This is a genomic window from Salinibacterium sp. ZJ70 (assembly GCF_011751865.2).
In the GTDB taxonomy this organism is placed as follows: Bacteria; Actinomycetota; Actinomycetes; order Actinomycetales; family Microbacteriaceae; genus Homoserinibacter.
Map to the genome: position 1 here is coordinate 1,816,965 of NZ_CP061770.1, position 20,700 is coordinate 1,837,664.

At 68.3% G+C, this 20,700-nt stretch carries 17 protein-coding genes; 8 read left to right on the forward strand and 9 right to left on the reverse strand.

Features of this window, described 5'->3' with window-relative positions; genetic code table 11:
• Positions 1-10 precede the first annotated feature (10 nt).
• The 3 genes from HCR12_RS08605 to guaB1 form a co-directional block, all read right to left on the reverse strand.
• On the reverse strand, positions 11-1,054 hold the full coding sequence (locus HCR12_RS08605; protein ID WP_166865359.1) for a hemolysin family protein: 1,044 nt from the start codon (positions 1,052-1,054) through the stop codon (positions 11-13).
• Positions 1,051-2,370: a hemolysin family protein gene (locus HCR12_RS08610; protein ID WP_166865360.1), complete on the reverse strand. Its 1,320-nt coding sequence runs from the start codon at positions 2,368-2,370 to the stop codon at positions 1,051-1,053. The genes HCR12_RS08605 and HCR12_RS08610 overlap by 4 nt, the downstream gene beginning before the upstream one ends.
• Positions 2,371-2,529: 159 nt before the next feature.
• Positions 2,530-3,969, reverse strand: a complete 1,440-nt coding sequence (gene guaB1, locus HCR12_RS08615) for a GMP reductase (protein ID WP_166865361.1) — start codon at positions 3,967-3,969, stop codon at positions 2,530-2,532.
• Between the two features lie 157 nt (positions 3,970-4,126).
• On the opposite strand from guaB1, the gene HCR12_RS08620 reads away from it, so the two are divergent.
• Positions 4,127-7,951, forward strand: coding sequence for a multifunctional oxoglutarate decarboxylase/oxoglutarate dehydrogenase thiamine pyrophosphate-binding subunit/dihydrolipoyllysine-residue succinyltransferase subunit (locus tag HCR12_RS08620; RefSeq protein ID WP_166865362.1), 3,825 nt, complete (start codon positions 4,127-4,129; stop codon positions 7,949-7,951).
• 101 nt (positions 7,952-8,052) lie between these two features.
• On the opposite strand, the gene HCR12_RS08625 is transcribed toward HCR12_RS08620, so the two are convergent.
• The gene (locus tag HCR12_RS08625; protein ID WP_166865366.1) at positions 8,053-8,310 is read right to left on the reverse strand and encodes a zf-HC2 domain-containing protein; all 258 of its coding nucleotides are present in this window, start codon (positions 8,308-8,310) and stop codon (positions 8,053-8,055) included.
• Complete coding sequence (locus tag HCR12_RS08630) at positions 8,307-8,921, reverse strand: sigma-70 family RNA polymerase sigma factor (protein WP_224763360.1); 615 nt, start codon at positions 8,919-8,921, stop codon at positions 8,307-8,309. The genes HCR12_RS08625 and HCR12_RS08630 overlap by 4 nt, the downstream gene beginning before the upstream one ends.
• A 107-nt stretch (positions 8,922-9,028) precedes the next feature.
• On the opposite strand from HCR12_RS08630, the gene aroA reads away from it, so the two are divergent.
• From aroA to HCR12_RS08665, 7 genes are all read left to right on the forward strand, one after another.
• A complete protein-coding gene (gene aroA / locus HCR12_RS08635) occupies positions 9,029-10,453 on the forward strand; it encodes a 3-phosphoshikimate 1-carboxyvinyltransferase (protein WP_166865370.1) in 1,425 nt (474 codons plus the stop codon).
• A gap of 13 nt (positions 10,454-10,466) precedes the next feature.
• Positions 10,467-11,507: a ribosome small subunit-dependent GTPase A gene (rsgA, locus tag HCR12_RS08640; protein WP_224763362.1), complete on the forward strand. Its 1,041-nt coding sequence runs from the start codon at positions 10,467-10,469 to the stop codon at positions 11,505-11,507.
• Between the two features lie 9 nt (positions 11,508-11,516).
• Complete coding sequence (locus tag HCR12_RS08645; RefSeq protein WP_166865375.1) at positions 11,517-12,317, forward strand: inositol monophosphatase family protein; 801 nt, start codon at positions 11,517-11,519, stop codon at positions 12,315-12,317.
• Positions 12,318-12,329: 12 nt separating this feature from the next.
• Positions 12,330-12,842: a septum formation family protein gene (locus tag HCR12_RS08650; RefSeq protein ID WP_166865377.1), complete on the forward strand. Its 513-nt coding sequence runs from the start codon at positions 12,330-12,332 to the stop codon at positions 12,840-12,842.
• Between the two features lie 308 nt (positions 12,843-13,150).
• Positions 13,151-14,200 (forward strand): sugar ABC transporter substrate-binding protein, encoded by a 1,050-nt coding sequence (locus HCR12_RS08655; protein WP_224763364.1) that lies wholly within the window; start codon positions 13,151-13,153, stop codon positions 14,198-14,200.
• Between the two features lie 120 nt (positions 14,201-14,320).
• Positions 14,321-15,073 carry an ATP-binding cassette domain-containing protein gene (locus HCR12_RS08660; protein WP_166865382.1) on the forward strand — a complete coding sequence of 251 codons (753 nt, stop codon included), beginning with the start codon at positions 14,321-14,323 and terminating at the stop codon, positions 15,071-15,073.
• Positions 15,070-16,377: a sugar ABC transporter permease gene (locus HCR12_RS08665; protein ID WP_224763365.1), complete on the forward strand. Its 1,308-nt coding sequence runs from the start codon at positions 15,070-15,072 to the stop codon at positions 16,375-16,377. Before HCR12_RS08660 ends, HCR12_RS08665 begins: the two co-directional genes overlap by 4 nt.
• A 72-nt stretch (positions 16,378-16,449) precedes the next feature.
• On the opposite strand, the gene HCR12_RS08670 is transcribed toward HCR12_RS08665, so the two are convergent.
• Genes HCR12_RS08670 through HCR12_RS08685 form a run of 4 tightly spaced genes read right to left on the reverse strand, consistent with a single transcriptional unit; the run spans position 16,450 to position 20,657 of the window.
• Positions 16,450-17,568 (reverse strand): bifunctional 2-methylcitrate synthase/citrate synthase, encoded by a 1,119-nt coding sequence (locus HCR12_RS08670; RefSeq protein ID WP_166865385.1) that lies wholly within the window; start codon positions 17,566-17,568, stop codon positions 16,450-16,452.
• 1 nt (position 17,569) lies between these two features.
• The gene (prpB, locus tag HCR12_RS08675; RefSeq protein WP_166865389.1) at positions 17,570-18,478 is read right to left on the reverse strand and encodes a methylisocitrate lyase; all 909 of its coding nucleotides are present in this window, start codon (positions 18,476-18,478) and stop codon (positions 17,570-17,572) included.
• Between the two features lie 2 nt (positions 18,479-18,480).
• Complete coding sequence (locus tag HCR12_RS08680; RefSeq protein WP_166865391.1) at positions 18,481-19,995, reverse strand: MmgE/PrpD family protein; 1,515 nt, start codon at positions 19,993-19,995, stop codon at positions 18,481-18,483.
• Positions 19,992-20,657 (reverse strand): GntR family transcriptional regulator, encoded by a 666-nt coding sequence (locus HCR12_RS08685; RefSeq protein ID WP_166865394.1) that lies wholly within the window; start codon positions 20,655-20,657, stop codon positions 19,992-19,994. The genes HCR12_RS08680 and HCR12_RS08685 overlap by 4 nt, the downstream gene beginning before the upstream one ends.
• Positions 20,658-20,700: the final 43 nt, after the last annotated feature.

Here is a 20,700-nt window from a genome sequence, read left to right on the forward strand (position 1 = left end):
GCCCCCGTCGCTACTGGCGCCGTGTGGCGTCCTGCACCTCGCCCACGAGCTCCTCGATGATGTCCTCGAGGAACAGCACACCCTGGGTCGCACCGCTCTCATCGAACACGCGCGCCACGTGGCTTCCCGCGCGGCGGAGCGTCGCGAGGGCGTCCTCGAGCTCCATCTCGCGGTAGAGCGAGATGAGCTGGCGGATGCGCTTGGGCGGCACGGGCTCGGTGTACTCGTCGTCGTCGAGGTCGAGCACATCCTTGAGGTGCACGTAGCCGCTCGGCTCGCCCTCCTCATCGACGAGCACGTAGCGGCTGAAGCCGTTCTGCGCGACCGCGCGATCGACGTCGACAGGTGCCGCATCCTCGGGAAGGGTCACGAGCTCGTCCATGCTCACGGCGACGTCCTTGACGCGCTTCGTCGTGAACTCGAACGCGTTGCTGAGTGCACCGGTCGTGTCGGCGAGCACACCCTCACGCGTCGAGGTGCGCACGATGAGGGCGACCTCCTCGACCGTGAACGCGCTCGTCGCCTCGTTCTTCGGTTCGACGCCGAAGAGCCGCAGCACCCCGTTCGCCGTCTCGTTGAGCGCCCAGATGACGGGCTTGAAGACCCGCGCGACGCCCACGAGCGGGGGCGCGAGAAGCAGCACCGCGCGATCCGGGAGCGAGAAGGAGATGTTCTTCGGCACCATCTCGCCGAACACGACGTGCAGGAACGACACGAGCAGCAGCGCCACGAGGAACGCGACCGTCGCGATGACGTCGGGGCTCCACCCGAACGCCCCCAACGGCACCTCGAGCAGGTGCTTGATCGCGGGCTCCGAGACGTTGAGGATCAGCAGCGAGCACACGGTGATGCCGAGCTGGCTGGTCGCGAGCATGAGGGTCGCGTGCTCCATCGCCCACAGCGCCGTCTTGGCGGCGCGGGACCCGGCCTCCGCGCGCGGTTCGATCTGCGAGCGGCGCGCCGAGATGACGGCGAACTCCGCACCGACGAAGAACGCGTTCGCGGCGAGCAGGATGAACAGCCAGGCGATGCCCCACCAGTCGGTCGCGGTCATGCGGGCACCTCCTCGTGTTCGACCGGACGCGGTGTGAAGCGGACGCGGTCGATGCGCCGGCCGTCCATCCGCTCGATGCGGAACGTGCCCGCGTCGATCTCGACGGTGTCGCCGACCATGGGGATGCGACCGAGTTCGCTCATGAGGTACCCGCCGACGGTCTCGTAGGGGCCCTCCTCGGGCACCTTGACGCCCGCGCGCTCGATGAGCTCATCGGGACGCAGTGCACCGGGGAACGTGAGCCAGTCGCGACTGCGCACGACGCCAGCGCGTGTGCGGTCGTGCTCGTCGGACACCTCGCCCACGAGCTCCTCCACGAGGTCCTCGAGGGTCGCGACGCCCGCGGTTCCGCCGTACTCGTCGACGACGACGGCGAGCTGGTAGCTCTGCGCGCGCAGCTCACCGAGCAGTGTGTCGAGCTTCATGGTCTCGGGCACCCGCAGCGCGTCCGTCTGCAGAGCCGACACGGGCACGCTGGCGCGACGCTCACGCGGCACCGCGACCGCCTGCTTGACGTGCACGACGCCCACGATGTCGTCGACGTCGTCGTCCAGCACGGGGAAGCGCGAGTAGCCGGTGCGGCGGGCGAGCTGGATGACCGCCTCCGCCGTGTCGGTGCGCTCGACGGTGGCCAGGCGCGGGCGCGGGGTCATCACATCGGCTGCGGAGTGCTCCGAGAACGCGAGCGTGCGCGCGAGCAGCGTCGCGGTGTCGCGGTCGAGCGATCCTTGGCTGGCCGAGCGACGCACAAGGCTCTTGAGCTCATCCGCGGTGCGCGCGGAGCTGAGCTCCTCCTTCGGCTCGACGCCCATGCTCCGCAGCACCGCGTTCGCCGTGCCGTTGAGCAGGACGATCGCGGGCTTGAAGACGGTCGTGAAGAGAGTCTGGAACGGCACCACGATCTTCGCGGTCTGGCGCGGCAGCGCGAGCGCGAAGTTCTTCGGCACGAGCTCGCCGATGATCATCGACAGCAGAGTCGCAACCGCGACCGAGACGATCGTCGCGATCACCTGGGCGGTCGCTCCCTCGAGTCCCCAGCCCGCGAACAGCGGCGCGAACCATCCGCTGAATGCGGGCTCGAGCGTGAAGCCGGCGAGAAGCGTCGTCAGCGTGATGCCGAGCTGCGCGGCAGACAGGTGCGTCGAGGTGATCTTGAGCGCGCGGATCGTGGAGCCCAGCATCGTCTCGCCCTGCGCCGCGCGAGCTTCGAGCTCATGCCGATCGAGGTTGACGAGCGCGAACTCGCTCGCGACGAAGAGGCCGGTTCCGACCGTGAGGAGCATGCCAGCGAGGAACATCCACAGTTCCGCGCTCATCCGGCATCACCTCGCACGTTCGCTCCCGGCGTGGGATGGTGGGCTGGCTCAGACGTCGAAGACGGAGGGTCATCCATAGTCGAGCCAGAATACAGCCTCGCGGGCGCGCGCGTCTGAGTGAACGCCGGAGGCGGGATGCTCATCGGCTCGCCCAGGCGCTCACCAGCTGACGGGGAGCGCTTTGCCTTCCTCATAGCCAGCCGCGGACTGGAATCCGATGACCGCGCGTTCATGGAACTCGTCGAGCGTCGATGCTCCCGCGTAGGTGAACGAGCTGCGTACGCCCGAGGTGATCATGTCGAGCAGATCCTCGACGGAGGGTCGGTTCGGATCGAGGTAGATGCGCGAGCTCGAGATTCCTTCGGCGAAGAGCTCCTTGCGCGCCCGCTCATAGGCGTCGAGGCGGCCGAAGCGCGCCTGCACAGCCTTCGTCGAGGCCATGCCCCAGCTCTCCTTGTACAGCCGGCCGTGCTCATCGGTCTCGATCGCACCCGGCGCTTCGACGGTGCCCGCGAACCAGGAGCCGATCATGACGGATGCGGCGCCCGCCGCGAGCGCGAGTGCGACGTCACGCGGATAGCGCACGCCCCCATCCGCCCAGACGTGGGCACCGAGCTCGCGCGCCGCCTCCGCTGTCTCGAGAACCGCCGAGAACTGCGGCCGCCCGACGGCGGTCATCATGCGCGTGGTGCACATGGCGCCGGGCCCCACACCGACCTTCACGATCGAGGCGCCCGCGGCGACGAGATCGCGCACACCGTCGGCGGTCACGACGTTTCCCGCGACGAGCGGAACGCCCAGGTCGAGCTCGGCGATGGTGCCGAGCGCCGCGAGCATGCTCTCCTGGTGCCCGTGCGCCGTATCCACCACGAGCACGTCCACTCCGGCTTCCACGAGCGCGCGCGCCTTCGCCGCGACATCGCCGTTGATCCCCACCGCGGCCGCGACGCGCAGGCGCCCCGCAGGATCGACAGCCGGACGGTACAGCGTCGAGCGCAGCGCACTGCGGCGCGTCACCGTGCCGATGATCGCCCCGTGGTGACGCACGACCGCCGCCTCCGCGTCGGCATCCACGAGCAGGTCGAACGCCCCACGCGGACCCGGGATGTCATCGGCATCGAGCGAGACCACGCTGCTGTGCACGAGATCGCCGAGACGGGCGTCATCGAGCGCCGTGCCGAGACGCGCGAGCGGGACGCACCCTGCCTCGGCACCGTCGGCATCCTGCAGCACGATCAGGCCGTCCGCGATCGCCGGCGCGACACGGCGAGCCTCGGCGACCGTCGCGTCCGCCGAGAAGGCGAGAGGCGAATCCCACTCGGACGGCTGCTCCTTCACCCAGCGGATCGCCGCATCGAGCTCCTGTAGGGGCATGTCCTGCGGAAGAACACCCAGCCCTCCGCGACGCGCCAGCGAGGCCGAGAGGCGAGGTCCGGTGACCGAGTTCATGTTCGCCGACACGATCGGGATGGTCGCGCCTGTGCCGTCCGTGGGGGTCAGATCGACCGCGAGACGGCTCGCGACATCCGAGCGGCTGGGCACCATGAACACGTCCGAGTAGGTCAGATCATGTGCCGGAATCCGTCCCGTGAAGCGCATGCGCCCACCGTACGCCTCCCGCGAGCGAGGTTCTCGGAAAATCGGCGCGCAGGCGTCCACATTCAGCCGCAGAGCGCGTTAGGCTTATTGCGGTGTGACCAGCGGGGATCACCCGGATCCCTGGGCACCGGCGAGTAGTGAGAGTGGGCGGTCGGCAGTGTCCAACCCCGTCACAGGAGTGACACCCGAAGACAGCACTTCGGGCGAGTTCGGAGCCAACGAATGGCTCGTCGACGAGATGTACGAGCGATACCTCGCGGACAAGGAATCGGTGGACCGCAGCTGGTGGCCGATTCTGGAGTCGTACCGCAAGGTCGATGATCCGACGCCGACGTCGGCCATCCCTGTCGCGACTCAGACGTCGACTCCCCCTGCCCCGGATTCCGAGGCACCCAAGAGCCAGGTCGGGGGTGAATCCCAGATCCCCGAAGAGCTGACCGAGCCGCCGGCTGCTGCCGAAGCTCCCGTCGCCGCGCCGAGCGAGCCCGCTGCCACGACGACGCCCATCGCGCGCACGACCTCGATCCCCGCGAAGCCGCAGCCGATCCCCGCTCAGGCGCCGACCACCGCGTCGAACCCGGTCGTGGACGCCGCGGCTCCCGCGCCGGAGGAGAAGGTCACCGTGCTCAAGGGCATGGCGAAGTCCCTCGCGACCAACATGGATCAGAGCCTCACGGTTCCGACCGCGACGAGCGTGCGCACGATCCCGGCGAAGCTGATGATCGACAACCGCATCGTCATCAACAACCACCTGCGTCGTGCTCGCGGCGGCAAGGTGTCGTTCACGCACCTCATCGCGTGGGCGATGGTTCAGACGCTCAAGGAGTTCCCGAGCCAGAACGTGTTCTACCGCGAGGATGACGGCAAGCCGACCGTCGTCGCGCCGGCGCACATCAACCTCGGCATCGCGATCGACCTCCCGAAGCCCGACGGCTCGCGTTCGCTCCTCGTGCCCGGCATCAAGCGCGCCGACACGATGAACTTCGCCGAGTTCCTGACGGCCTACGAAGACGTGGTGGCCCGCGCTCGCGCCAACAAGCTCACGGCGACCGACTTCCAGGGTGTGACGGTCTCGCTCACCAACCCCGGCGGCATCGGCACCGAGCACTCGGTTCCGCGTCTCATGAAGGGCCAGGGCTGCATCATCGGCGCCGGTGCGCTCGAGTACCCGGCGGCGTTCCAGGGCTCCTCGCCCAAGACCCTCGTCGATCTCGGCATCGGCAAGACGATCACCCTCACGAGCACCTACGACCACCGCGTCATCCAGGGTGCCGGTTCGGGCGAGTTCCTCAAGAAGGTGCACGAACTCCTCATCGGAGAGCGCAACTTCTACGAGGACATCTTCGCCGCCCTGCGCATCCCCTACGACCCGATCCACTGGGCCGAGGACATCAACGTCGACGTCTCGGAGCGCATCTCCAAGTCGTCGCGCGTGCAGGAGCTCATCAACTCGTTCCGTGTGCGCGGTCACCTGCTGGCCGACACCGACCCGCTCGAGTACCGCCAGCGGTCGCACCCCGACCTCGACATCGCGAGCCACGGTCTCACCTTCTGGGATCTCGACCGCGAGTTCGTGACCGGCGGCTTCGGCGGCAAGCGCGCGATGCTGCTGCGCGAGATCCTCGGTGTTCTGCGCGACTCGTACTGCCGCACGGTCGGCGTCGAGTACATGCACATCCAGGACCCGGCGCAGCGCGCCTGGTTCCAGGAGCGCCTCGAGAAGCCCTACGTCAAGCCCACGCACGACGAGCAGATGCGCGTTCTCAGCAAGCTCAACGAAGCCGAGGCTTTCGAGACCTTCCTGCAGACCAAGTACGTCGGCCAGAAGCGCTTCAGCCTCGAGGGCGGCGAGTCGACGATCCCGCTGCTCGACGAGATCCTGCAGGGCGCCGCAGAGAACGACCTCGACGAGGTCGCGATCGGCATGGCGCACCGCGGTCGTCTCAACGTGCTGTCGAACATCGCGGGCAAGACCTACGGCCAGATCTTCCGCGAGTTCGAGGGAACCCAGGACCCGAAGACGGTGCAGGGCTCGGGAGACGTGAAGTACCACCTCGGCACCGAGGGCACCTTCACCGCGATGAGCGGCAAGCAGATCCCCGTGTACCTCGCGGCGAACCCCTCGCACCTCGAGGCCGTCGACGGCGTGCTCGAGGGAATCGTGCGCGCCAAGCAGGACCGCAAGGGCGACGGCAAGTACGGCACCCTCCCGATCCTCATCCACGGCGACGCCTCGATGGCGGGCCAGGGTGTCGTGGTCGAGGTGCTGCAGATGTCGCAGCTGCGCGCGTTCAAGACCGGCGGCACCGTGCACGTCGTCATCAACAACCAGGTCGGCTTCACGACGCCCCCGTCGGAGGCCCGCACCTCGGTGTACTCCACGGATGTCGCCAAGACCATCCAGGCGCCGATCTTCCACGTGAACGGCGACGACCCCGAAGCCGTTGTGCGCGTCGCGGAGCACGCGTTCGCGTACCGCCAGGAGTTCAAGCGCGACGTCGTCATCGACCTCGTCTGCTACCGCCGCCGCGGTCACAACGAGGGCGACGACCCGTCGATGACGCAGCCGCTCATGACGAACCTCATCGAGGCGAAGCGCAGCGTGCGCACGCTCTACACCGAGGCTCTCGTCGGTCGTGGCGACATCTCCCCGGAGGAGTTCGAGCAGGCGCAGCGCGACTTCCAGGAGCGCCTCGAGCGCGCCTTCGCGGAGACGCACGCCGCCCAGACCGGCTCGATCCCGGTCGTCACGGATGACGACAACCCGGTCGCCGACCTTGAGCGCCCCGACGCGCAGCAGGACGACTCCATCGGGGAGCCCGCATCCACCGCGGTCGACAGGAGCGTCGTCGAGCTCATCGGAGACGCGCACAACAACCCGCCTGCGGGCTTCACTGTGCACCCGAAGCTGCAGCAGCTCATCAAGAAGCGCTACGACATGAGCCGCAACGGCTCGATCGACTGGGGCTTCGCCGAGCTCATCGCGCTGGGTTCGGTGCTCCTCGAGGGCACCCCCGTCCGCCTCGTCGGACAGGATGCGCGCCGCGGCACGTTCGTCTCGCGTCACGCCGTGTTCCACGACCGTGAGAACGGCCAGGAGTGGCTGCCGCTCGGCAACCTCTCCGAGAGCCAGGCTCGTCTCGCGATCTACGACTCGCTGCTGTCGGAGTACGCCACCCTCGCATTCGAGTACGGCTACTCGGTGGAGCGTCCCGACGCCCTCGTGCTGTGGGAGGCGCAGTTCGGCGACTTCGCCGACGGCGCCCAGACGGTCATCGACACGTTCATCACGAGCGCCGAGCAGAAGTGGGGCCAGCGGTCGAGCGTCGTCATGCTGCTCCCCCACGGCTACGAAGGCCAGGGACCGGACCACTCGTCGGCGCGCATCGAGCGCTACCTGCAGATGGCGGCCGAGAACAACATGACCATCGCACGACCCTCGACGCCTGCGTCGTACTTCCACCTGCTGCGCCGCCAGGCGTACGCGCGTCCCCGTCGCCCGCTGATCGTCTTCACCCCGAAGTCGATGCTGCGCCTGCGCGGTGCGACGAGCGAGGTCGCGGATCTCACGAACGGCAAGTTCGAGCCCGTGCTCGACGACGCCCGCATCCAGGATCCGTCGACGGTGAAGCGCGTGCTGCTGCACTCCGGCAAGCTGCACTACGACCTGCTGTCGGAGATCGGCAAGCGCGACGACCAGGATGCGTTCGCCCTCGTGCGCCTCGAGCAGTTCTACCCGGTTCCCGAAGCGCAGCTCCGTGCGGTGTTCGAGCGATACCCGAACGCCGAGATCATGTGGGTCCAGGACGAGCCCGCGAACCAGGGCGCCTGGCCGTTCCTGGCGCTCGAGCTGCCGAAGCTCCTCGGCGACCGCCCGCTGCTGTCGTCGATGCGCCCCGCGTCGGCGTCGACCGCGGCTGGCTCCTCGAAGCGCAGCGCCGCCGAGCACGCTGCCCTCATGGCCGCTGCACTCGCGCTCTAGCGACGACACCAGAAGGGGCCCGGATCTCACGATCCGGGCCCCTTCTGCATGTTGCGCACCTGCCGAGCAGGTCGGCGGAACCCGCTGATCAGGTCAGCACGTCAGAGCGTCTCTGGCACCCGTTCATCCGACGCGCCATCGAGGGCACGGAGGATCGACGCGCGCAGCTCCTCGGGAGCCTTCTCGGTGCAGGCGCGCTGCACCTTCTGCAGGAGAGTCAGCCCCACGAGGTGCTCTCCCGAGCAGTCGTCGCACGATTCGAGGTGCTCCTCGATGTCGGTGAGGTCCTGAGGGGACAGCTCGCGATGCAGGAACTCCTCGAGCTCGGCCTTGGCCTTGTCGCATCCGCAGTCGGTCATCTCTTGCTCCCATTGGGGTCCGCGGCGATGTAGCCGCGCTCTCGTGCGTAGTCTGCGAGCCGCTCCCGCAGAAGGCGGCGTCCACGGTGCAGTCGGCTCATCACGGTGCCGACCGGTGTCTTCATGATGTCGGCGATCTCCTGGTAGGAGAAGCCCTCCACGTCGGCGAGGTACACAGCGAGCCGGAAGTCCTCCGGGATCGACTGCAGCGCCTCCTTGACGTCGGAGTCGGGAAGGTGGTCGATCGCCTCCGCCTCCGCCGAGCGCGTCGTGCGCCCGAGGGTGAGAGATTCGGCGCCCCCCACCTGCCAGTCCTCGAGCTCGTCGAGGGCGCCCTGGTACGGCGTGCGCTGGTTCTTTCGATACGCATTGATGTACGTGTTGGTGAGGATCCGGTACAGCCAGGCCTTGAGATTGGTGCCCTGTTCGAACCCGGCGAACGCCTGGAAGGCCTTCGTGTACGTCTCCTGCACCAGATCGCCCGCATCCGGGGCGTTGCGTGTCATGCGCATCGCCGCGGCGTAGAGCTGATCCATGAAGGGGATCGCCTGCTCGGTGAACAGGGCGCGGAGCTCGTCAGCCGTCGGTTGGGGGTGCTCGTTCTGGGACATCCCAAGAGAGTCTACGGTCATGACCTGCTGGTCCGACCGTGGTTCCGCGACCGCCAGCTGCACGTCGACTCCCTTCCTCCCCGTAGGGGCACTACCCTTGACAACCGATGGGTGTCCTCAGTTATTCCGGCCGTGACGAGCTGCTCCCCGACCTCTCGGGGCAGCCCGGTGATCCTTCGAGCCCGATGGGAGGCGATCCGGGGCCGTGGCGAGCACCGCTCGCGGCAGGTCCGCTGTCAGCGCGCCTCACGCTTCCCGGATCGAAGAGCCTCACCAACCGCGAGCTCATCCTCGCGGCGCTCGCTGACGGGCCGTCGACGATCCGTCGTCCACTGCACTCGCGTGATTCCGCTCTCATGATCGAGGGCCTGCGCGGGCTGGGCGTCGACATCGTCGAGGTGCCAGGCGACGGCGACTACGGCCCGGATCTGCGGGTCACCCCGGGCGAGCTCTTCGGTTCGACGATCGACGGCGGACTCGCCGGCACCGTCATGCGCTTCCTCCCGATCGTGTCGGCCCTGGCACTCGGCCCCACGAGCGTCGACGGCGACCCCTACGCGCGCAAGCGCCCCATGAACGTGACGATCGACGCCCTGCGCGGCCTCGGCGTCGAGGTGAACGACGACGGGCGCGGTGCGATGCCGTTCACAGTGCACGGCACGGGCGAGGTGCGCGGCGGCGAGCTCGAGATCGATGCCTCCGCCTCGAGTCAGTTCGTCTCAGGGCTGCTGCTCGCGGCCCCGCGCTTCACCGAAGGCCTCACGCTGCGCCATGTGGGCGAGCGTCTGCCGAGCATGCCCCACATCCGCATGACGATCGAGTGTCTCGCGGCCCGCGGCGTGGTCGTCGAGGAGCCGGAGACGGGGGTGTGGGTCGTCGCCCCGCAGCCGATCCGGGCGATCGATGTCGAGATCGAACCGGATCTCTCGAACGCCGGTCCGTTCCTGGCCGCGGCGCTCATGGCGGGCGGCACCGTGACGATCGATGGCTGGCCGCGCTCCACCACCCAGGTGGGCGACGAGTTCCTCCGCATCCTGCCGCAGCTCGGCGCGACCGTGTCGCGCGCTGGCGACGCGGTGACGGTCGACGGCGGAGCCGGAGTGCTCGGCGGCACGCCCGTGCGGGCGGCGGATCTCGACCTCACGATCGGCGGCGAGCTCGCTCCCCCACTCGCGACCCTGCTCGCCTTCGCCGACGGACCGTCGACGATCACCGGCATCGGGCACCTGCGCGGGCACGAGACCGATCGTCTGGCTGCGCTCGCGACCGAGATCGGCCGCCTCGGCGGCGAGGTCGTCGAACTCGACGAGGGCCTCGAGATCCATCCGCGCCCGATGCACGGCGGCGCCTGGGAAGCCTACGCCGACCACCGGATGGCGACGGCTGGCGCGATCGCGGGCCTCGTGACCCCCGACGTGACGGTCGATGACATCGCGTGCACCTCGAAGACGCTTCCCGAGTTCCCGGAGCTGTGGCACGCGATGCTCGGCAGGGAGCCGCAGGCGACACGCTGGGAGACGCTGCCTCTGTGATGGGCGGAACGCAGTGAGCTGGTGGAGCGACGACGACGACGAAGCCGAAGGCTTCGACGAGTGGGATGAGTCTGCCGTGCGGGTGCGACCCAACCCGAAGGGCAACCGACCCCGCACCAAGATCCGCCCGACGCACGACGATGCGGTGACCGCGCGCGTGCTGTCGGTCGATCGCGGCCGCTATACGGTTCTCATCGACCAGGATCTGCCGACCGAGCACACCGTGACCGCGACGCGCGCCCGCGAGCTGCGCGACCAGGCGATCGTGACGGGCGACCGTGTCGACCTCGTCGGGGACGTGACGGGCTTCGAGGGCAGCCTCGCGCGCATCGTGCGCATCCAACCGCGCACGACCCTTCTGCGACGCAGCGCCGACGACACCGACGCTGTGGAGCGCATCATCGTCGCGAACGCCGACCAGCTGCTCATCGTCATCGCAGCAGCCGACCCGGAGCCGCGCCCGCGTCTCGTGGACCGTTACCTCGTGGCGGCGTACGATGCCGGCGTGCACCCGATCATGGTGGTCACGAAGACCGACCTCGCCGATCCAGGACCGTTCCTCGAGAACTTCGCGGGGCTCGACATCCCCGTGGTGCGCAGCGCGCAGGGCGCGTGGCCGATCGACGAGCTCACCCCGATGCTCGAAGGACACACCACGGTCGCCGTCGGGCACTCGGGCGTCGGAAAGTCGACGCTCGTGAATGCGCTCGTACCGGGTCTGGATCGCGCCGTCGGCGTCGTCAACGCCGTGACCGGCCGCGGGCGTCACACCTCATCGTCGACGGTCTCCGTGCGCCTGCCCTCGGGCGGCTGGATCATCGACACCCCCGGTGTGCGCTCGTTCGGGTTGGGCCACGTGAACCCGGCGAACATCCTGCGGGGATTCTCGGATCTCGCAGCCGTCGCCGAGGACTGCCCCCGCGGGTGCACGCACCTCGCCGCCGCCCCCGACTGCTGCCTCAACGAGGCGGTCGCGGAGGGGCGCCTCGATGCTGCTCGCGTCGACTCGCTGCAGCGCCTGCTCGCCACTCTGGGGCCGGACACCGGCCGTTAGGCTTCAAGGGTGTTCGATCCCACTCTCGCCGACGACCTCGCCCTCGCCCTGACGCTCGCCGCCGAGGCGGACCTGATCGCCCTGGACCGCTACGAGTCTCAGGATCTCGGCATCCAGGTCAAGGCAGACAAGTCTCTCGTGACCGATGCGGACACCCGCGTGGAGCAGGTCATCCGCGAACACCTCTCCCGTGCCCGACCCGACGACGCGATCCTCGGCGAGGAGTACGGCGGCGACACGGACGACGCGGTCCCCCACCGCCGATGGATCATCGACCCCATCGACGGGACGAGCAACTTCGCACGCGGCGTCCCCATCTGGGGCGCTCTCATCGCGCTCGCGATCGACGGCGTGCCGCAGGTGGGCGTCGTGAGCGCACCCGCGCTGGGGCGCCGCTGGTGGGGCGCAACCGGTCTCGGCGCGTGGATGCAGCAGGACGGCGGGGAACGTCGCCCGCTGCACGTGAGCGCTGTCGACGAGCTCGCCGAGGCCACGCTGAGCTACAACAACCTGCAGATGTGGGATCAATACGGGCACCTCGACGACCTCGTGTCGCTGAGCCGCGCGGTGGGGCGTACGCGCGCGTTCGGCGACCTCTGGTCGTACATGCTCCTAGCTGAGGGAAGCATCGATATCGTGGGAGAGTTCGACCTGAAGCCGTGGGACATCGCTGCACTCGTACCGGTGATCCGCGAGGCTGGCGGTCGCATCACCGGGACCGATGGAGGCGATGACTTCCGCACGCCCGGCGTGATCGCGACCAATGGCGTGCTGCACGATCGGACGCTCGACCACGTCCACCACATCTAGAAAGGCCCCCACGTGTCCCCCTCCACCCCCCGTATGCTGCTCGCCGTCGCCTCCGCAGGCGTGATCGCGTCCCTCCTCACCGGCTGCGGCATTCTGCAGTCCCTCACGGGCGGCGGCGACGCCACGCGTGACGAGACCGGCCAGGTCATCGAAGGCAACGAGGCGAGCGACGTCTTCCTCATGCGCGTCGGCGACTGCCTGAACGACTCGGCATCCGGCGACGAGGTCTCGCAGGTCCCGATCGTGCCGTGTTCGGAGCCGCACGACTCGGAGATCTACAGCGAGCTGCGCCTGAGCGGTTCCGAGTTCCCCGGCGTTGCCACGATCGAGGAGCAGGCCGACGAGCACTGCTACACCGCGTTCGCCGAGTTCGTCGGCGTCGACTACGACTCCTCGGAGCTGTACTTCTCGTACTACATGCCGACCGAGGGCAGCTGGAACGACTTCGACGACCGTCTCGTGTCGTGTGTGATCGTCGACCCTGCTGGCCAGACCACGGGCAGCCTCAAGGGCGCCGCGCGCTGATCGCAGTCCTTTCACGGGCCGTCACCCTTCGGGGTGGCGGCCCGTCGTCGTTGGGGGCGGCACGGTCAGCGGAGGCCGACTCTTCACATTCCGAAGTGAATGCACCCCAGCGATGATTTATCACCAACAGGCGCTGACCTGGGGTTTAGTGCGCGTTATCGAACCGTTACGACATTCTTCGGGGACACCGTATCTTCAAGTCTTGAATTCAGTGCACGATGGCCCTGCCGCCGTTCAAAGCCGAAGGCGGCACTTCGAGGAAGTTCCCCCTCACCCACGAGAAAGGGAGTGACGTGAAGAAGTCATCGTTGATTTCGCTCGTTGCACTCGCCGGTGCCTCTGCACTGGTTCTGACCGGCTGTTCCAACTCCGACTCCACGGGCGGCAGCACGAACGGAGGCGAGGCGTCGACCCGCGCCTGCATCATCCTTCCCGACACCGAATCCTCCGACCGCTGGGAGAACGGCGACCGCCCCGCGCTCGAGAAGGCGCTCACCGACGCCGGCTTCGAGGCCGACATCCAGAACGCACAGGGAGACACCAACCAGTACGCCACGATCGCCGACCAGCAGCTCAGCAAGGGCTGCGGCGTGATGCTCCTCACCGACCACCAGGGCGCGGCTGTCGCCGTCACCCAGAAGGCTCAGGCCGAGGGCATCCCGGTCATCGCCTACGACCGTCCGATCGAGGGCGCCGACTACTACGTCTCGTTCGACAACGAGAAGGTCGGCGAGCTCGAAGGCCAGTCGGTCGTCGACGGACTGAAGGCCGCCGGCAAGGACCCGGCCACGGCTGTCGTCGTGTACATGGGCGGCGACCCCGCAGATGGAAACGCGGCGATGTTCCGCACCGGTGCCGTGCGCGTCATGGAGGAGGCGGGCATCAAGGCCGCCGCCGAGCCGACAGGCATCTGGGACACGGAGAAGTCGGCTGAGAACTTCGAGCAGGCTCTCACCGCCCTCGGCGGACAGGTCGACGCGGTGTGGTCGGCCAACGACGCCAACGCCCAGGGTGTCATCTCGATCCTCGACAAGAACGGCCTCACCGTTCCCGTCTCGGGTCAGGATGCCTCGGTCGCCGGCCTGCAGAACGTGCTGCTCGGCAAGCAGACCGCCACGGTCTACAAGCCGTTCCAGCTCGAGGCCGCCGCGGCTGCGGATCTCGCGATCGCTCTCCTCAACGGAGAGACCCCGACCGTCGACAAGGAGCTCGAGGACGGCACGCCCTACATCGCGGTCACCCCGGTGCTCGTCGGCCCGGCTGAGGTGCAGAAGGTCATCGACGACGGCAACGCGAGCGCCTCGACGCTCTGCACCGGCGACGTCGCAGCTGCCTGCGAGCAGCACGGCGTGAAGTAAACCCCCCGGTTCGGGTCCCGTCGCGGCAGCAGCTGCGGCGGGACCCCTTCCCGTACCGCCCCCACTCCCACTCCCACTCGCTTCACGGGACACCGTCGTCCCTCAAGGAAGGAACCCGGCATGGATGAGCCGCTCATCGAACTCGCCGATGTGAAGAAGAGCTTCGGCCCCGTGAACGTCCTCAAGGGCGTCAACCTCAAGGCCTACCCCGGCAAGGTCACCGCCCTCGTCGGCGACAACGGCGCCGGCAAGTCGACTCTCATCAAGGGCCTCGCGGGCGTGCAGCCCTACGACGAGGGAACCGTGACGTTCGGGGGCGAGGTGATCCACCTCCACACGCCGCGCGACGCCTCCCGTCTCGGCATCGAGGTCGTCTACCAGGACCTCGCCCTGTGCGACAACCTCGACATCGTGCAGAACATGTTCCTCGGGCGAGAGGAGACGAAGTACCGCACGTTCGACGAAGGCCAGATGGAGCGCGAGGCGAGCGACACGCTCCGTTCGCTCTCCGTGCGCACCGTGAAGTCGGTGCGACAGAAGGTCTCCTCGCTCTCCGGAGGTCAGCGCCAGACCGTCGCGATCGCGCGTGCCGTGCTCAAGAAGGCCCGGCTCGTGATCCTCGACGAGCCGACTGCGGCTCTCGGCGTCGCCCAGACCGAGCAGGTGCTCAGCCTCGTGCGGCGCCTCGCCGATCAGGGCGTCGCGGTCATCATCATCAGCCACAACCTGCAGGACGTCTTCAAGGTCTGCGACTACGTCAACGTGCTGTACCTCGGCACGATGGTCGCGTCGATCCCGACGGAGCAGACGAACAGCGACGACGTCGTCGGCTACATCACCGGCAGCAAGACCTACAACGGAGCGTCCGCATGACCACCTCCCCCGCCGCCGACCCCGGCGTCGACACCACCAACCTGCCCGCGTCCGGACTCATCGGAAGCGGCCAGGAGGGCGGCTTCATGGATCAGGCGCGCGCGTGGTTCCAGCGTGTGCGCCACGGCGACATGGGCGCGCTTCCCGCCATCGGCGGCCTCTTCGCGCTCGTGATCCTCTTCACGATCCTCAGCGAGACGATGCTCGGCCAGCAGTACTTCCTCACCGAGCGGAACTTCGCGAACCTCCTCACCCAGGCCGCCTCGCTCGTCATGCTCGCGATGGCGCTCGTCTTCGTGATCCTTCTCGGCGAGATCGACCTCTCGGCGGGTGTCACCTCCGGCGTCGCGCTCTCACTGTTCGTCGTCCTGACCAAACCCGACACGATCGCCATGCACTGGCTTCTCGCGCTGTTCTTCGCCCTCGGCGTCGGCGTGGTCATCGGCGCATTCATCGGTTTCTTCGTGGCGCGCGTCGGCATCCCGTCGTTCGTCGTGACACTCGGCTTGTTCATCGGCCTGCAGGGCGTGACGCTGATCCTGCTCGGAGACGGCGGTGTGTTCCGCATCCAGGTCCCCGAGTTCCTCGCGATCCAGAATGCCAACATGCCCGTGTGGGCCGGGTGGGCGATGCTCGCCATCGTGCTGCTGGTCTCGTTCGCGACATCGATGTGGGATCGCCGCAGTCGCGACCGCGCGGGCGTTCCGAACCGCACGATCACGCTCGTGTGGGCGAAGCTCGCGGCGATCACCGTCGTCGGCGGATTCTTCGTGGCTGTGCTGAGCTCCAACCGCTCCGCGAGTGTCAAGGTCATCGAGGGCGTGCCGATCGTGGTGCCGATCGTGCTCGTCATCCTCTGGATCGGCACCTTCGTGCTCGACCGCACGTCGTTCGGCCGCTACATCTACGCGATCGGCGGAAACGCGGAGGCAGCACGCCGCGCGGGCATCAAGGTCGTCGCCATCCGCTGGGCGGCGTTCGTCGTGTGCTCGACTCTCGCCGTGCTCTCGGGTGTCTTCAGTGCGAGCAAGGTCGGCTCAGTCAATGCCGGCTTCGGAACGGCGATCGTGCTGAGCGGGGTCGCCGCGGCCGTCGTCGGCGGCGTGAGCCTCTTCGGAGGCCGCGGCCGCCTCATGCACGCCGCGATCGGCGCACTCGTGATCGCGGTGATCGCGAACGGCCTGGGGCTGCTCAACCTCCCGGCAGGCGTCAACTTCATCGTGACAGGCGGCGTGCTCATCCTCGCCGCCACCGTCGACGCGGTCTCGCGTGTGCGCGCGGGCGGCTCGATCATGCGCACCTGACCGCACCCTCGTCTGACGGAACGAAGGCCGTCCCCCCACCACAGGGGACGGCCTTCGAGTCGTAGGAGGAGACTACTCCCCTGACACCGAGCGCTGCTCGGGTCCGTTGTAGAGCGACAGCGGGCGGATGAGCGCGTTCGACGCGGCCTGCTCCAGGATGTGGGCCGTCCAGCCGGTGACGCGCGAGGCGACGAACAGCGGAGTGAACATCTCCGTGTCGAAGCCCATGAGGTGGTAGGCCGGACCCGACGGGTAGTCGAGGTTCGGCTTGATGCCCTTGCGGTCGTCCATGGCCTTCTCGAGCGCGTCGTACAGGTCGCCGAGATCCGGGCGGTCGTACTCGACGAGCAGCGTGTCGAGAGCCGCCTTCATCGTGGGGACCCGCGAGTCGCCGCTCTTGTAGACGCGGTGGCCGAAGCCCATGATCTTGCGCTTCTGGGCGAGGGCCTCGTCGAGCCAAGCCTCCGCGCGGTCCGCGAACAGGATCTCGTCGAACATGTGCATGACGGCTTCGTTCGCGCCGCCATGCAGCGCGCCCTTGAGCGCCCCGACGGCACCCGTGACCGCCGAGTACAGGTCGGCGGTCGTCGAGGTGATGACTCGCGCCGTGAACGTCGACGCGTTGAACGAGTGCTCCGCGTACAGGATCATCGACACGTCGAACGCCGAGACGACGACGATATCCGGCACCTCGCCGAACGTCATGTGCAGGAAGTTCGCCGAGTAGCTGAGGTCATCCCGCGGCTCGACCAGCTCCTCATCGCGCAGGCGGCGCTGCGCGTAGGCGACGATCGCCGGGAGCTGGGCGAAGAGCCGCATGGCCTGCTCGAGCTGCACCTCGGGGCTGGCGTCGGCCGTGGTCTCATCGGCGGCGCCGACTGCCGAGACGGCGGTGCGCACGACATCCATGGGGTGCGCCTCGACCGGCAGCAGGTCGATCGCGTGCTTCGCCACCGACGACAGGTGCCGATGCGCGCGCTCGAAGGCCTGGAACTCCTCGAGCTGCACGGGTGTCGGCAGCTCGCCATGCCACAGCAGATAGGCGACCTCTTCGAACGTGCAGGTCTCCGCGAGCTCCTGCACCGGATAGCCCCGATAGAGCAGGGAGTTGGTCTCGGGGTTCACCTTGGAGATCGCGGTGACATCGACGACGACGCCCGCGAGCCCCTTCTTGATGTCTGCTTCCGTCATGTCAGCTCCTGTTGTTGGACAGATCGAACGTGTAGACGCCGGCGTCGAACTCCGAGTAGGCCGCGTAGTCGACGAGTTCGTACAGCCTCGCACGGGTCTGCATGTTCGGCACCTGGCTGGTGAGCGATCCTTCAGCCTGCAGCGCCTCGAGCGCGCGCTCTGCGGCACCCATCGCGATGCGCAGCAGCGACACCGGGAAGATCACGATGTTGACGCCCACCGAGGCGAGCTGCTCCGTCGTGAACAGATCCGACTTGCCGAACTCGGTCATGTTGGCCAGCACCGGCACGTCGACGGCTTCGCGGATGGCGGCGAACTCCTCGAGCGAGGCCATGGCCTCCGGGAAGATCGCGTCGGCGCCCGCATCGACGAGCGCCTTCGCGCGGTCCTTCGCCGCCTCGAGGCCGTCGATGCCGCGGATGTCGGTGCGCGCCATGATCATGAAGTCGGGGTCGCGACGCGCCTCGACAGCGGCGCGGATGCGCTTGATCGCCGTCTGCTCGTCGACGACGGCCTTGCCGTCGAGGTGACCGCAGCGCTTCGGGTTGATCTGGTCTTCGAGGTGCATGCCGGAGACGCCCGCATCCTCGAGGATCTGCACGGTGCGCGCCACGTTCATCGGCTCGCCGAATCCGGTGTCGGCGTCGATGAGCGTCGGCAGGTCGGTGACGCGCGCGATCTGCGCACCACGGCCGGCGACCTCGGTGAGGGTGGTGAGACCGATGTCCGGGAGGCCGAGGTCTGCCGAGAGCACAGCGCCGGAGATGTAGACGCCTTCGAACCCCTTGTCCTGGATCAGCTTCGCCGAGAGCGGGTTGAACGCACCGGGCATCCGGACGAGCTCGCCTGATGCGAGGCGGGCACGGAATGCGGCGCGCTTGGCGGAGGCGGTGAGCTGGGAGTGGAGCATGGTCAGAACAGTCCTTCCGGTGCGGCGGGCAGGCCCTCCGCGGTGATGTTGAGCTCGGCGACCTCCGCGGCCGTGAGCTGGGGCAGGCGTTCGGCGAGTCGGAGGAAGCGCTCGATCTCGTCGGGTGACAGCACGCCTTCGGCGAGCGTGCGGAACTTGGCGATGTAGTCGGCGCGCGCGAACGGACGTGCGCCCAGCGGGTGCGCATCCGCGACCGCGATCTCGTCGATGACGCGTGTGCCGTCGACGAGCTCGATCTCGACGCGGCCTCCGAATGCCTTCTCGGCGGGGTCGGTCGAGTGGTAGCGGCGGGTCCACTCCGGGTCCTCGGTCGTGGTGACCTTGTGCCACAGCTCGACCGTGTCAGCGCGGCCGGCGCGCTCGGGTGCGTAGGAGTCGACGTGGTGCCACGAGCCGTCCTGCAGAGCGACCGTGAAGATGTACGGGATCGAGTGGTCCAGCGTCTCGCGGCTGGCCGTCGGGTCGTACTTCTGCGGGTCGTTGGCGCCCGAGCCGATCACGTAGTGGGTGTGGTGGCTCGTGTGGATCACGATGCTGCGGATGTTGGCGGGGTCGCGCAGCTCAGGACGCTCGGTGCCGAGCTTGCGCCCGAGGTCGATGAGCGCCTGCGCCTGATACTCGGCGGAGTGCTCCTTGGTGTAGCTGTCGAGGATGGCGCGCTTCGGTTCGCCCGCTTCTGGCAGCGGCACCTCGTAGCGGCCGTCGGGGCCGTCGAGAAGCCACGCGATGACGCCGTCCTCACCTTCCCAGATGGGTGCGGGCGAGGTCTGGCCGCGCATGGCACGGTCGATCGCCTCGACCGCCATCTTGCCCGCGAACGCGGGCGCGTGCGCCTTCCACGTGGAGATCTGGCCCTTGCGCGACTGGCGGGTGGCTGTGGTCGTGTGGAGGGCCTGCCCGATGGCCTGGTAGATGACCTCAGGGGCGAGTCCGAGGAGCGTTCCGATGCCGGCCGCGGCGGACGGGCCGAGATGGGCGACGTGGTCGATCTTGTGCTTGTGCAGGCTGATCGCGCGCACGAGGTTCATCTGGATCTCGTAGCCGGTCGCGATGCCGCGCACGAGCGCGGCTCCGTCTGCGCCGACGTGCTGGGCGACAGCGAGGATCGGCGGGATGTTGTCACCGGGGTGCGAGTACTCGGCTGCGAGGAAGGTGTCGTGGTAGTCGAGTTCGCGCACCGCGACTCCGTTGGCCCACGCGGCCCACTCGGGTGTGTACGCACCGGTGATGCCGAAGACGCTCGAGCCGGCGCGCCCCTCTCGGGGGTCGGTCTGGGGCCGCGCCTGGGCCTGACCGCGTGCAGCGACGACCGGTCCGCGAGACAGCGATGCGACAGCGACGGATGCGTTGTCGATCACGCGGTTGATGATCATCTCGGTGACGTCATCCTCCACCTCCACGGGGTCGGCGGCGACCTGTGCGACCTTCCATGCGAGTTCGTCTTCGCGCGCGAGGTTCTCCTCGCTGCGGTGCGTGCGGAGGGGGTGCAGCTTCATGGCGTTCCTTCGGTGTTCGGTGCGGTGTTCTCGAGGATGTGGCGCAGACTCGCGTGCAGGTGCACGGCGGTCGCATGGCGTGCGAGCTCGGCGTCGCCGTCGCGGATGGCTTCGGCGATGAGACGGTGCTCATGGGCGGCGCGCACGAGTCGATCGGGGTGATCGCTTGCGAGGCGGCGGATGCGCTGCAGGTGCGTACGGACCCCGCGCAGGGCTCCGAGCAGGTATTCGTTGCCGAGGCTCGCGTCGACGGCTGCGTCGAATCGCGCGACGAGGTCGTAGTACGCCTCGAGCTCGTGCCGGGTGACGAGCTCGGCGGCGTGGGCGAACTCGTCGGCGAGCTCGGCGAACGGCGCCGGGTCACGACGTGCGGCGGCGCGCGCAGCGGCGGTCGTCTCGAGCGCGACTCGGAGTTCGAAGAGCTCGCGCACATCGTCGACGGACGCGGACGAGACGACGAGGCCGCGCCCGCTCTGCGCGTCGACGAGGCCCTCTGCCGCGAGCCGCGAGAGGGCTTCGCGCACGGGGGTGCGCGAGACGCCGAGCCGAGCGGCGAGCTCGACCTCGCCGAGGACGGTGCCGGGAGCGAGCTGCCAGGCGAGGATCTCGCCGCGCAGCGTCTCGTACGCGCGATCGCTCGCTCGCCCCGTCGCCGTCGTCATGTTGTATACATTAGGCCCAAATCCGGCCCTTGTGAAGCAGAAA